7 protein-coding genes, 1 tRNA gene and 1 pseudogene are annotated in these 13,593 nt (G+C 55.1%); 8 read left to right on the top strand and 1 reads right to left on the bottom strand.

Features of this window, described 5'->3' with window-relative positions; all coding sequences use genetic code 11:
• Nucleotides 1–7: 7 nt before the first annotated feature.
• Nucleotides 8–84: transfer RNA gene (locus tag B5D32_RS12290), tRNA-Pro, on the bottom strand.
• 129 nt (nucleotides 85–213) lie between these two features.
• Between B5D32_RS12290 and B5D32_RS12285 the strand changes: the two genes are divergently transcribed.
• The 8 genes and pseudogenes from B5D32_RS12285 to B5D32_RS15410 all read left to right on the top strand — a co-directional run bounded on the left by B5D32_RS12285 (nucleotide 214) and on the right by B5D32_RS15410 (nucleotide 13,302).
• Nucleotides 214–1,080: a ParB/RepB/Spo0J family partition protein gene (locus tag B5D32_RS12285; protein WP_078785298.1), complete on the top strand. Its 867-nt coding sequence runs from the start codon at nucleotides 214–216 to the stop codon at nucleotides 1,078–1,080.
• A gap of 99 nt (nucleotides 1,081–1,179) precedes the next feature.
• Nucleotides 1,180–1,533, top strand: a pseudogene (locus B5D32_RS12280) (replication initiator protein A); the annotation flags it as partial.
• Nucleotides 1,534–1,684: 151 nt separating this feature from the next.
• Nucleotides 1,685–2,659 carry a toprim domain-containing protein gene (locus tag B5D32_RS12275; RefSeq protein ID WP_078785296.1) on the top strand — a complete coding sequence of 325 codons (975 nt, stop codon included), beginning with the start codon at nucleotides 1,685–1,687 and terminating at the stop codon, nucleotides 2,657–2,659.
• The gene (locus tag B5D32_RS12270) at nucleotides 2,656–3,492 is read left to right on the top strand and encodes a ParA family protein (RefSeq protein WP_078785295.1); all 837 of its coding nucleotides are present in this window, start codon (nucleotides 2,656–2,658) and stop codon (nucleotides 3,490–3,492) included. The genes B5D32_RS12275 and B5D32_RS12270 overlap by 4 nt, the downstream gene beginning before the upstream one ends.
• Nucleotides 3,440–4,396 carry a ParB/RepB/Spo0J family partition protein gene (locus tag B5D32_RS12265; protein ID WP_242943461.1) on the top strand — a complete coding sequence of 319 codons (957 nt, stop codon included), beginning with the start codon at nucleotides 3,440–3,442 and terminating at the stop codon, nucleotides 4,394–4,396. Before B5D32_RS12270 ends, B5D32_RS12265 begins: the two co-directional genes overlap by 53 nt.
• Before the next feature lies 1 nt (nucleotide 4,397).
• On the top strand, nucleotides 4,398–5,459 hold the full coding sequence (locus tag B5D32_RS12260) for a YodL domain-containing protein (protein WP_078785294.1): 1,062 nt from the start codon (nucleotides 4,398–4,400) through the stop codon (nucleotides 5,457–5,459).
• An 8-nt stretch (nucleotides 5,460–5,467) separates the two neighbouring features.
• On the top strand, nucleotides 5,468–12,928 hold the full coding sequence (locus B5D32_RS12245; protein WP_242943460.1) for a helicase-like domain-containing protein: 7,461 nt from the start codon (nucleotides 5,468–5,470) through the stop codon (nucleotides 12,926–12,928).
• A 59-nt stretch (nucleotides 12,929–12,987) separates the two neighbouring features.
• On the top strand, nucleotides 12,988–13,302 hold the full coding sequence (locus tag B5D32_RS15410; protein WP_078785291.1) for a hypothetical protein: 315 nt from the start codon (nucleotides 12,988–12,990) through the stop codon (nucleotides 13,300–13,302).
• Nucleotides 13,303–13,593: the final 291 nt, after the last annotated feature.

Genomic DNA, 13,593 nt, shown 5'->3' with positions numbered 1-13,593 from the left:
CCATCTTTGGTCCGAGTGGCGAGAGTCGAACTCACGGCCTCTTGAACCCCATTCAAGCGCGCTACCAAACTGCGCTACACCCGGTCAACCGGGCTGTCTCGAATCAGCTTGATTATTATAACTGACTGTACCGAGAATGTCAATAGAAATGTACGAATTTTATAAATATATTTTGCTTTGTGACTGATAAAGGAAGGAAAGAAGGAATAAATCATGCCGAATAGCTTGGAATTGAACGTCTCCCCTGCGCTGCTGCATACCTTTGCCAACCATCCGTTCCATGTCCGCAAGGATATGGAGATGAATGAGCTGGTGGACAGCATCCGGGAAAGCGGCGTTATTGTTCCGCTGATCGTGCGCAGCAGACCCGAGGGTGGTTATGAGATCATCAGCGGACACCGCAGATGTGAGGCCTGCCGGGAGCTGGGCATTGAGAAGGTGCCGGTCCGCGTGCAGGAGCTGACGGATGATGAAGCTACCATTTTAATGGTGAACAGCAATATCCAGCGCGAGCATGTACTACCGAGTGAGAAGGCGTTTGCGTATAAAATGAAGATGGATGCGATGAAGCATCAGGGACGGGCAACTTCGGGACAAGTTGTCCCGAAGTTAGATGACCGTCGAACAGGTTCTCAAATTGGTTCGTCATCCGGCGAAAGCTATAAGACGGTGCAACGTTATATTCGACTAACGCATCTCATCTCCCCCATCCTGCAAATGGTCGATGAATCCCGCATGGCGTTCAACCCCGCGGTAGAGATCTCCTACATGACGCCTGAGCACCAGCGGTGGCTGCAGGCCGAGATGGAGCTTTGCGAGGCCACACCTTCTCTGGTGCAGTCCCGCCGCCTTAAGGAGATGAGCCATAGCGGCACACTGACGGAGCACTACCTGCATACCCTGCTCACCGAGCAGAAGCCCAATCAAAGGCAGAAGTTTTTCTTGAATCAATCTGACGTACAGAGGTTCTTCCCTCCCGGCTATACGCCCGAGCAGATGCAGAACACGATATTCTCCCTGCTGAAAACCTGGGGCCATGCCCACGAGCATACTCAGAGCCAACAGGAACTGGAACGGTAAAATGCCACACACAACCTTATTTATAAGGCCCGGTTAGGATGCCAAAAACACGGTATTCTGTCAGGCTTATTCGAGTGCGCGCTTTTTGGAGAAGCAACCATGCAATTTGACTACTTTTACGGCAGTCAGGCCGAGCAGTTCTCATTCTATCGCATCCCCAAGGTGCTGTTCACAGACCCGCAGTTCAAGCCGCTGTCCACCGACGCCAAGGTCCTGTACGGTATCCTGCTGGACCGCATGAGCCTGTCGGTCAAGAATCACTGGCTGGATGAACAGAGCCGGGTCTACATCATCTTCACAACCGAGGAAATCATGGAGGCCCTGAGCTGTGCCAACCAGAAGGCCTGCCGCCTGATGCTCGAGCTGGAAAAGGATGCAGGTCTGATTGAGCGCAAGCGCCAGGGGCTGGGAAAGCCCAGCTTGATTTATGTGAAAAACTTTGCTGTTTCGTCATAAATCAAGAAATGTGAAAATCACATTTCTTGAAGTGTGATTTTCACACTTCTGGAGATGTGATTATCACACGCAAATAAGACTGATAGTAATTAGACTGATTAGAACGATACAGAAAACAGATTGAAAAACAGAATACGGGGTGTAGAGTATGGCCGGGGTGACGAAGGAAGAAATCGCGCGGGCGAAGGAGTTGGACCTGCTGACCTACTTCAAACTCGTTGAGCCAGGCAACCTGAAGCTCGTGGGCAAGGAATACCGCCACAAGGTACACAGTTCGCTGACCATCAGCAAAGACAGCCTTTGGTGCTGGCACTGCATCGGCCTGCGCGGACGCACGGCGCTGAAGTATCTGATCGACGTCGAGAAGGTGCCCTATGTGGAGGCCGTGCGGAAAATCAACCGCATCCAAGGCGGCGTGGTTCATTCTTCCCAACCTGTAAGTCTGCCGCAGCCACGCGCTGAACCGGAAGCGCCGCGAGATTTCAAGCTGCCCGAGCCGGACACAAACAGCTATTCCGCTATGGCGTATCTGCGTTGGCGCTGTATCCACCCCAATGTACTAGCGTTCTGCCGCAAGGAGGGCATTTTGTACCAAACTAGCTTCAAAAATCACCCGAACTGCGTATTTGTTGGACGTGATGGTGAGGGCGTTGCGAAAGGCGGCAGCTTGCGTGGCTGTACGCAGCTGCAATTCCGGCGCGATATTCCCGGAAGCAAGAAAATTTACCCGTTCTACATACAGGCCAGCACTAAGGCCGACACGGTTGAGGTATACGAGGCCCCCATTGACGCTATGTCCGGTGCGTCTCTAAAGCTCATACAGCACACGAGGTCATGGCGCAGTGTCCATTATCTGGCGCTGGGCGGCACAGACTATGCCGCGCTGGATGCGTTTTTGAAGTATTTTCCGTCAGTCCGCAAAATCGTCCTCTGTCTGGACAACGACAACGCAGGGCGGACCCGAACGCAGGATATTATTGCGCACCTTGCGGGCAGCGGCAAAGCTGTAGAGGACCGCCCGCCGCCGGTGGGCAAGGATTACAACGACACGCTGGTGCAGTACATGCAGGAATACCGCGCGCACTGCATCAGCATGGATGATATTTTGGAGGAAACAAGATGAAAACAATCGCAATCGCAAACCAGAAGGGCGGCACGGGGAAAACGACCACAACGTATAACCTCGGCATTGCCCTGACCCAGCAGGGCTACCGCGTCCTGATGGTGGACTTTGACCCGCAGGGCAATCTTTCCTGCTACTGCGGTATCCCACCGGAAAAGGACCTTGACCAAACCATTACGGAGCTGCTGATGAAGACCTCCTGTGAAAAGCCGATAGGAAATCGGGAGTGTGTCTACCAGACCGGACGCAAGGAGGCTGCCGCACGGGTGGATTTTATCCCGTCCAACCTACGGCTGGCGGGCTTTGAGCTGGCCATGGGCACGATGATGTGCCGCGAGGTGCTTCTGAAATCCTGCCTGGAGCAGTACAACAATCAGTACGACTACTGTCTGATCGACTGTTCCCCCTCTGTTGGCCTGCTGCTGCCCAATGCGCTGGCCGCCGCGAATGAAATCATTATTCCGATGCAGGCACAGCCATTCTCCGTTGTGGGCATGTCGCAGCTGACGTCCTCCATTGCCAATGTGCAGCGTAAGATCAACCCCGGGCTGCGCGTGAAGGGCATCTTGCTGACAATGACCGAGCACACGAACGTTTCCGACCACTACTGCGGGCAGGTCCGCAGCACCTACGGCAATAAGATTCACGTTTTCACAACGGAGATTCCCAGAAACGTGAAGGTACAGGAGAGCCAGGCCAATGCAGAGCCGACGATTCTGTACGACCCGAAAAGCAACAGTGCAAAGGCCTATATTGAATTTGCGAAGGAGGTATCCGGCTATGGCCGCGAAGAACAAGTTTTTGAACGCGATGAAGATGCCCTCAATCGATGATATGTTTTCCTCGGAGGCTGACAGGCAGCGGGAAAGCGGCGATTTGGTCACAGAGGTGCCGCTTTCCGAGCTGCATCCGTTCGTTGGGCATCCGTTTGAGGTGCGTGACGATGAGGACATGCAGAAGCTGGTGGACAGCATCCGGGAGAACGGTGTGCTCACCAACCTGACCGTGCGCCGCCGCGCAGAGGGCGGGTATGAGATCATCAGTGGGCACAGGCGGTTCCACGCAGCACAACGAGCCGGGCTGGATAGGGTCAAGGTTCAGGTGCGGGATATTGATGATGACCAGGCGATTATTGATATGGTCGATTCAAATATTCAGAGAGAGCATATCAGCCCGATGGAGAAGGCCAGGGCGTATGCGATGAAGCTGGAAGCTATCAGTCGCCAAGGAGCACGACAAGATTTAACTTCCGCCCAAGTTGGGCGGAAGTTGGAAAGCGCTGACATCGTGGGTAAAGAAGCTGGCGATAGTCGTATGCAAGTTAGACGGTATATTCGCTTAAATAGCCTCGTCCCAGACCTGCAAAAGAAAGTCGACGACGGTAGCCTGAAGTTCAACCCCGCCGTCGAGCTTTCTTACCTTTCCCCCTCCGAGCAGAATGATTTCCTCGATTACATTGAATCTCAGTCCTGCTCACCGTCGTTATCACAAGCACAGAAGCTCAAGGCCGCCAGCAAGGAAGGTGCGCTGGATCATGGCAAGCTGCTGGAAATCATGGGTTCGAAAAAGCCCAGTGTACCACCCCGCGACCCTACGCTGACCATCAGCATCAGCAAAATTGCCCGCTACTTTCCCGCCGGCTGCACACAAGAACAGATGGTAGGAATCATCATGCAGCTTCTGGAACGAAACTCCCGCCATCTTATGCCGGAAAAACAAACCAGTCTGGAGCGTTGAAATGGCAGAGTACAGATATTACCTGATTCCCGATTTCATGTCGCACGTCTTTCCGCAACAGTTTGAAGAACAAGCTCCGACGGAGTTCTTTTCCAATACTGCTGATTTGATGAAGCGCTACAAGCAGTTGAGAGAAATGCCATACAACAACGAGTACACCTGGAACGAGCGCACCAATCTTCCCTACCCGCGCCTGACTGTTGGAATTGACCGCCGTAACCCGGATGGCGCAGTAACCATCATACAGGTGCGGAACGGCGTCAATTACCTGTGTGATGATTACCGTGGTCCCTTTGCAGATCGCAATGACAAGCAGCTCATTGAAATGGCAAAGCAGCTTGTGACGGCAGTTGGCGTAGATCGTATCCGGCCTCACTACTACACGGAAGAAAATGGTCACACAAAGGTACATGTTGGTAAAGACATCCACATAACCGAGTGGGCCAATGCACCGGAGCTTTGCAGCGCACTTCGCTTCTCACGTTTTCTGAACCGTGATGGGCAGCAGTTGTTTCAGGTGCGCAATGGTCAGCGCATTATTGAAAACTACGCGGATGGTTCACAGCTGGTGAAAGATGTGCAGACAGTTGACGATACACACTTTTACGTAGGTAGTCGTTTCTGCCACATCCAGCAGTATGCAAATCAGTGCTTCAAAAGAGGCTGTTATGTTGAGCCGGAGCATCCGCAGCCGGGTGACAAGTTGGACAGACTGCTGATATATCAAATTCCACATTACACTTGCGAATATCGCTTTACGGATTATGACTACGCCCAAAACAAGCTGAAGGCCACCGATTACCGCTGTGCCTATGTGGCAAACATGCCCCGGGACTACACACCGGACAAGTGCTTCCGGGATTTTAATTATGATGACCGCCCCTGCGCCAACAGTATGCCGTCTTTGTCCGTCAGTGATCTGATCGTCATGGAGCGCGGTGATAAAGCCGAAGCCCTGTATGTGGATGCCGTTGGCTTTAAAGATGTAAGCCGACTGCTGCCGGAGCTTCATGATATGGAAGTTGAGCGGCAGGAGCACAATTTAGATGAATTAGAAAGGTAGGTGTCAAGATGCCGAAACCGCAGGATATATTTCAGCTGGCTCGGCAGGAGGCCGTGCGGGTCACAGCATCGCCGCAGGCGTGGCAGAGCTTTTTGTACACTGCCGCCCACAACTATCACACCACCTATCTGAACCAACTGCTGATTCACGCCCAGCGGCCCGACGCCGCAGCCTGTGCCAGCATGGAATACTGGAATACGAAGGCGAACCGGCTGGTCATGCGCGGCAGCAGATGCATCACCGTGCTGCAGCGCCGACAGGGCGTGGCGGTGACAAAGCCGGTCTTTGCCATCGGCGATACCACACCATTGAGCCAGACGCGCACCGGCGGGCCGTGGGAGGTCACGGACACAACGCGCCCGCTGCTCCTGCAAGGCAAACCCGATGACTGGCTGACGGCGCTGGCGCAGGATGGCGTCTCCAACGATGCAGATCGTGCCCGCCGTATGCTGGAACGCAATGTGCCGGACAGCACGCTGCAATGGGCGCAGCCTGACGAGCAGATGCAGCTCTTGCAGGCACTGGTCACACAAAGCGCTGTCTACATGGCACTGCTGCGAATCGGGCTGCCGGTGCAGGACGAGGATTTTCCGGCATTTCAAAGCGTCAGCCAGTTCGACACCTGTCAGATTTCACTCTGCTTGGGCGGCTATGTACAGGCCGCCGCAGAACCGATGCTGAATGACATTGGGCGCGGGGCGCTGCGACTAAACCGTGACAGCATTGCAATACCGCACGAACCAGTTCATAATGAAAGCACACCAACACAATTGAACAGCCGAGAGGAGGCCGTTACTCATGACGTACACGAAGAACCGCGAAGGCTACCTGATTCCGAGCCTTTCCCTGCCGAACCAGCCGAACCCGTACCTGAACCGCTACGCGAGGCTGCGTCTGGAATATCTGGAACAGAACGAGCCGACGCTCTGCGACCAGCTGATGCTGGAGGGCACGCTGCTGACGAGCTGCAGCCGAATCGGACGGACAGCACAGCGGATGGTGGACAAGACCCTGCGCGAGCTGATGCAGACCACCCCGATGCCGGACCGCAGGACGAACCCGCTGGGCTGGGCACAGCTGACCAACAGTCTGAAGAAGCAGGCGGAGGAAGCAGTCCTTCCGATGTTGTACGAAATCTGACAGAATCCCCCGCACAGGCGGAGAGCGAGCAATCGCCCTCCGCTTTTGCTTTGCCTGAATTTCCGGCTGACCTACTGCCGCAGCTGCTGGCGGCAGAGACTTCTTCCCGGGCAGATAACGCCGAGTATCTTACTTTTTATAATAAGAATCCCCTGCTCATTGACCGGCTGCGCTTTGTGCGGGAAAGCTACAAGGATATTTTTACAGAGCTTTTGCTGGCCGATGATACCCGCGTGGGCTTTCACAGGCAGAACAATGGCCTGCTTGTCTGGCAGGGCGCGTATCTGACCCGCAGCGCGGAAACGCTGCTGTCGTGGCGTGCCGTGGCCAATGCGCTGAACGACTTGATTGAACAGCATGAGCTGATTGCGACCATAGACCCGAAGAAACTGCCGCAGGTAGAGGAACAGCTTTCCTTTGAACTGACTGACGGTTCGCCGACGAGCGCGGAAGATGACAGGTTGGAAAAGGATGATTTTCTCACCCCGGAAAAGCAGGAAACCGTCATTCGCTCTGCCCTGCCCGTTGCAGAGTACAATGCCCCGCAGATGGATGACGGCAGCGTTATCACGGACGAGGAAATTAACCTGGCTCTGGCAGTGGGCAGCAATTTTGAAAACAGCAAATTTCGCATTTATCAGCAGTTCACCACCACGCAGGACGACCACGCCGCTTTTTTGAAGAAGGAATACGGCAGTGGCGGCAGGTCATGGGACTACCAAAATGGTGCGCACGGCTGGGTGGACCACGGCCCTGCCGGATTGAAGTTGATTTTGACAAATGAGGAAGGACGCTTTGAGCGCAGGCTGCTATGGCGGGCCGCAGCCAAGCGCATTGCTTATCTGATCGAGATGCAGCGCTTTCTGACGCCGCAGGAGCTGGAACAGTATCCCGCATGGGCTGCCGAGCAGCGTAAAGTTGCCAGTGTGGTGCGCGATGAGCCCGGCAACGTACCGGATACCAGACCGATTTGCGCCGAGGGCAGCGTTGTCTACTTGGAGGATGACCACCGATTCACCGTTGAGCGCATCGGGCAGTTTGAGGTGCATCTACGGGATGAGGAAGTCCCCCTGATCGGACGCGCCATCAGCCGGGAGGAGTTTCAGCGGCAGCTGGACGCCAACCCGCGCAACGGCGGCATGATGCTCTCCGAGCAGCAGCACGAAGCTCTTGTGCAAGCGCAGACGGAACAGGCGCTATCCTACATTGAGGATTATCTCAAGGACGAATTTGAAATCACCGAGCCGGACTTTTCCGACCTGACACGAATCGATTTGGGCTATACCACCACTGAGGATGAGAAGCACGTCATTCAGGTGTATGCTGATTTGGAGCACTGCACTGTCACCAAGCTGGTGGACGACACTCTCTACGCGCAGGAACGGTATGGCTCGCTCGATGATCTGAACCAGGCGGTTCTCTCCAATCTTGATTTTGACAGCCTCATGGAAATAGACCTCGACGAGGTGGAAGAACACGAGCCGCAGGAAAACGCCCTTCCTACCGACGAGACCGCCGCGCAAGCCCCCACCAACTACCTTGCACCCTATGAGCCGGAGATTCCCACAGGGGCAAAGGCCAAGTTTGTTGCCAATCTGAACGCAATTCGGACACTCAAGCAAATCGAGCAGCGCGGCACACCGGCCACAGAGGCCGAGCAGGATGTTCTGGCCGGGTATCTCGGCTGGGGCGGTCTTTCCGATGCCTTTGACCCTAATAAAGACAACTGGCACAGCGAGTACACGCAGCTGAAAGAACTGCTGACGCCGGAGGAATACGCCGCCGCGCAGGAATCCACGCTGACAGCGTTTTATACCCCGCCTGCCGTCATCCATGCCATGTACCGCACGCTGACACGCATGGGCTGCGTGGGCGGCAATGTGCTGGAGCCCAGCATGGGTGTAGGTGCGTTCTTTGGGCACCGCAGCGGCAGCTTTGATACGAACAATGCAAAACTCTACGGCGTCGAGTTGGACAGTGTATCGGGCCGCATCGCGCAGCAGTTATACCAGAAAGCCAAAATTCAAATCTGCGGCTACGAAAAGGCCGACCTGCCGAACAGCTTCTTTGATTTGGCTATCGGCAATGTTCCGTTTGGACAGTATCAGGTTACGGACCGTCAATATGACAAGCTGCACTTTCAAATTCACGATTACTTTCTAGCCAAAACCGTAGATAAACTCCGCGTCGGCGGCATTATGGCGTTTATAACGACCTCCGGCACGATGGATAAAAAGTCCGAAGGCGTGCGCCGGTATCTGGCCGCCCGCTGTGATTTGATCAGCGCGGTGCGGCTGCCCAACAATACCTTTACCGCACAGGCAGGTACAACCGTTACCTCGGACATTCTGTTTCTGCAAAAGCGTGGGCGGGTTTTGGAGCAGGACGCGCCATGGATTCATGTGGGCGAGACTGCCGACGGCATTCCGCTGAACCGGTATTTCATCGACCATCCCGAGATGATCTGCGGCGAGATGCAGATGGTCAGCGGCCCCTACGGGCAGCGACCCACCTGCGCACCTCTGGAAAATGGCACATCACTGGAAGGTCAGCTTGACACGGCCCTTGCCAATTTACAGGCCGAGTACACGCTGGCAGATGACCGGGAGGACGCGCAGGAGGAAAGCGTCACGCTCGGCGCTGACCTCGGCTCACGAAATTTCAGCTATGTTGTTAAAGACGACACAGTTTATTACCGTGAAAATTCCAAAATGCGCGCCGTGAAGGCCAGCACCTCCGCGTTAGCCCGCATCAAGGCGCTGGTTCCTCTGCGGGATACCTGCCGGGAGCTGATTCGGGCACAGCTGGACAATCTGCCCGATGAAACGATTGCCGCTTTGCAAGCGCAGCTGACCGCCCAGTATGATTCCTACCACGATACGTATGGGCTAATCAACAGCCGCGGCACGGCTTCGGCGTTTCGTGAGGATTCCGGGTATTTCCTGCTCTGCTCGCTGGAGGATATCGACAGCGAGGGCCATTACAGGGGCAAGACGGATATGTTCACGAAGCGGACCATCCGCCCGGCCCAGGTGGTGGACCATGTGGACACCGCCGATGAAGCGCTGGTGCTGAGCCTGACCGAGAAGGCCCGTGTGGACCTTACCTACATGGCACAGGTCACGGGAAAATCGCAGGACGAAATTATACGCGATTTGACCGGCGTTATCTTCAGTGACCCGGAGCAATCCGAGCCGGTCTATCTGCCGGCTGACGAATATCTTTCCGGCAATGTGCGACAAAAGCTGGCTGTTGCCCGGCTGGCCGCAGCGTCCGACCCGGACTATCAGGTCAATGTGAAGGCGCTGGAGCAGGTACAGCCGAAGGACCTCGACGCCAGCGAGATTGCGGTGCGTCTGGGTGCTACCTGGATACCGCCTGAATATATTAAGGATTTCCTCATGGAGCTTTTGGAACCGCCGCTGTCTACACGACTTTCCGTGAAGGTGCTGTTTGCGTCGTTCACCGGTGAGTGGAATATCACGAACAAGCGCTACGGCAACGGCAGCATCAAGGCAACCATCACCTACGGCACAAACCGCAAGAATGCCTATGAAATCACCGAGGCCGCGCTGAACCTGCGGCCTGTGCAGGTGTTTGATACAGTTACCGACGCAGAGGGAAACAAAAAAAGCGTACTGAACCACGCCGCCACCGAGGCTGCCTACGCAAAGCAATGCTTGATAAAAGACAAGTTTGAAGAATGGATTTTCAAGGAGCCGCAGCGGCGGCAAGCGCTGGTAAGCCTGTACAACAGCAAATTCAACTGCATCCGCCCGCGGGAATACGACGGCAGCAATCTGCGCTTTCCCGGCATGAACCCGGAAATTACGCTGCGGCCACATCAGCGCAACGCCATTGCCCATGTGCTGTACGGCAACAACGTACTGCTGGCACATGAGGTAGGGGCTGGGAAGACGTTCGAGATGGTCGCCAGCGCTATGGAGAAGAAGCGCCTGGGCCTTTGCAATAAAACACTGATCGTAGTGCCCAATCATTTGACCGAGCAGATGGCGTCCGAGGCGCTGTTGCTTTACCCCAACGCAGAAATTCTGGTGGCGCGCAAAACGGATTTCGAAAAGGCCAATCGCAAAAAATTTTGTGCCCGCATTGCTACCGGCAATTTTGACATCATTGTAATTGGGCACAGCCAATTTGAAAAGATACCGCTTTCCGATGAACGGCAGAAAATGTACCTGCAAAAGCAAATCGACGATGTAGTGGCACAGACCGCGGCACTGAAGGCCCAGCGCGCCGAGAATTTTACCATCAAGCAGATGGAGCGCATGAAAAAGCAACTGCAACGGAAGCTGGACAAGCTCAACGACCAGAGCCGCAAGGATGACGTCATCTCCTTTGAGGAGCTGGGCGTGGACAGTCTGATGGTGGACGAAGCACACTACTTCAAAAATGCAATGGTTACCACTAAGATGACCCGCGTGGCCGGTATCTCACAGACCGAAAGCCAAAAGGCCAGCGACATGTATATGAAGTGCATGTACATGGACGAGCTGACCGGCGGGCACGGCATTGTCTTTGCCACCGGCACGCCGATTTCCAACTCGATGACCGAGATGTACATCATGATGCGGTATCTGCAATATGGACTTTTGGAGCAGGAAGGCCTGCTGAACTTTGATGCGTGGGCCTCTACGTTTGGCGAGAGCATTACCGCGATTGAGCTGGCCCCCGAGGGCAACGGCTACCGTTCTAAAACACGGTTTGCAAAGTTCTACAATCTGCCGGAGCTTATGAATATGTTCAAGCAGTGTGCTGACATTCAGACCGCCGATATGCTGAAGCTGCCGGTCCCCGAGATCACGGGCGGCAAGCCCACGATTGTAAAGCTGCCGCCCAGCGAGCTGCAGCGGCAGATGGTGGCGGCGCTGGGTGAGCGGGCTGAGGCGGTGCGGAACCGCCTGGTAGCCCCGAATGAGGACAACATGCTGCGCATCACGAATGATGGCCGCAAGCTGGCGCTGGATCAGCGCCTGATGAATCCACTTCTGCCCGATGACCCCGACAGCAAGGCGAATGCCTGCGTGGAGCGGGTCTTTACCATTTGGGAAAAGACAAAGGCGCAGCGCTCCACGCAGATGATTTTCTGCGATTTGAGCACACCCCGTGCGGACGGCTTTGATGTGTACAACGATATTCGGGACAAGCTGGTGGCGCGTGGCATTCCCAAAGAAGAGGTACAGTTCATCCATGATGCCGATACGGAAGCCAAGAAGGCTGAGCTGTTCGGCAAAGTCCGCAGCGGTGCGGTTCGCGTGCTGATGGGTAGCACCCAGAAGATGGGCGCTGGCACCAACGTACAGACGCGGCTGTGTGCACTCCATCACCTTGATTGCCCATGGCGGCCAGCCGATATTGCCCAGCGCAATGGACGCATGGTGCGGCAGGGTAACATGAACAAAGAGGTTTCTATCTTTATTTATATAACCGAAGCCACATTTGACGCCTACAGCTATCAGTTGGTCGAAAACAAACAGAAGTTTATTTCGCAAATTATGACGTCAAAATCCCCTGCCCGCAGCTGTGAGGATTTAGACGAGGCTGCGCTCTCCTACGCTGAGGTAAAAGCGCTGGCTGCCGGAAACCCGATGATCAAAGAAAAGATGGACCTTGATATTCAGGTTGCGCGGCTTCGCACGCTGAAGGCCGCCTACAACAGCCAGCACTACCGACTGGAGGACGCCGTGACCGGCATCTTTCTGCGAGAGATCCGCGGCACCGAATGCCGGATTCAGGCGTTTGAGAAGGATATGCAGACCGCCAAGGACAGTCAGAGCTATGACAAGGACGGCAAGCTGGTTTTCAGCATTGAGCTGGACGGCACGTCCTACGACAAGCGCGAGGATGCCGGTAAGGCACTGCTCGGGCTGGTGGGTGCTGCCGTGCGGGCCGACCATCCTGTTTTGGTGGGGCACTATGCGGGCTTTGAAGTCACGGTTGCCTATGTGCCGCTTTCCAAGGTGTTTGTGGCACATCTGGTCGGGCAGGCCACCCATACCACAGAGTTGGGCAGCGACGCTGCCGGCAATATGGTCCGCCTACAAAACGTTGTTGCTGCCCTGCCGCAGGAGGTCAGCGGTCTGCGCAACAATCTACAGCAGCTGCGCGTCCAGTTGGACAGCGCCAAAGAGGAACTGCAGCAGCCTTTTCTGCAGGAACAGGAGCTTAACGACAAGAGCGCGCGCCTGGCCGAGCTGGATGCCCTGCTGAATGTGGGCAATGATGCCCCGGTGCTGGAGAGTGAGGCCGAGGTCGTAAACGAGGACGATTCTGTGCGAACGCCTAGAGAGGAAAACGAACTGGAACGCTGAAATCGACAGCCTTGCATTATTTCGCAGACCATGTATCATAGAGGTAGGAGGTGGCCATTATGCCCATTCAACGTAAAAATCTGTTCCTTACCTGGGGTATCCGCATTAGTCTCGTGCCTGTCATTCTGGTACTTCTTGCACTGGGCCTGATTGCAATCGTGCTGTTTGCTATCTGCGGAGTTTGCGGCAGGTTTTTGGCGGCACTGGGCGGTCTGGCTGCTCTGTTGGCGCTATTCGATAAGTGCTACCAAGAGGCGGCAGTATCCGCCATCGTGGCATTCTTGCTCAGTCCTTACGGCGCGCCGCAGGTGCTGTTCTGGTTGGGCAGAAAGCTGCTCGAGTTTGCTGGTAGTCTGTATGATTTATACTACTGATTAGGTCAGTTTACAAGGAACTACACACAAACCACGGAACGGGGCTGCTGACAACAAATAAAGGCTGAATATCAAGCACCGGGAAAGTGCGAGATATTCAGCCTGTTTTGTTGTCTGGGGTTTCCAAAGGGGCTTGCCCCTTGGCACACGACTTTGCTTGCAAAGTGTAGTGTGTTATACGCTCTGTCGGCGTTGCCGTAAAAATGTCGTTGCCGCCGGGGAGGGCAAGGGCATTTGAAACGGCAGGAAAACAGGGCTGTGATTGCGTGGCGTGGAGCCGCAAGCGCAGGA

The sequence above is a fragment of the Gemmiger formicilis genome (genome assembly GCF_900167555.1).
In the GTDB taxonomy this organism is placed as follows: Bacteria; Bacillota; Clostridia; order Oscillospirales; family Ruminococcaceae; genus Gemmiger; species Gemmiger formicilis.
Note: the sequence above shows the minus strand (reverse complement) of the source record. Positions and strands in the feature narration are given on the sequence as shown.

Bases quoted from the DNA above. Each gene is read 5' to 3' on its own strand.
- B5D32_RS12285 (WP_078785298.1), top strand. From the start codon at position 214: ATGCCGAATAGCTTGGAATTGAACGTCTCCCCTGCGCTGCTGCATACC.
- B5D32_RS12275 (WP_078785296.1), top strand. From the start codon at position 1,685: ATGGCCGGGGTGACGAAGGAAGAAATCGCGCGGGCGAAGGAGTTGGAC.
- B5D32_RS12270 (WP_078785295.1), top strand. From the start codon at position 2,656: ATGAAAACAATCGCAATCGCAAACCAGAAGGGCGGCACGGGGAAAACG.
- B5D32_RS12265 (WP_242943461.1), top strand. From the start codon at position 3,440: ATGGCCGCGAAGAACAAGTTTTTGAACGCGATGAAGATGCCCTCAATC.
- B5D32_RS12260 (WP_078785294.1), top strand. From the start codon at position 4,398: ATGGCAGAGTACAGATATTACCTGATTCCCGATTTCATGTCGCACGTC.
- B5D32_RS12245 (WP_242943460.1), top strand. From the start codon at position 5,468: ATGCCGAAACCGCAGGATATATTTCAGCTGGCTCGGCAGGAGGCCGTG.
- B5D32_RS15410 (WP_078785291.1), top strand. From the start codon at position 12,988: ATGCCCATTCAACGTAAAAATCTGTTCCTTACCTGGGGTATCCGCATT.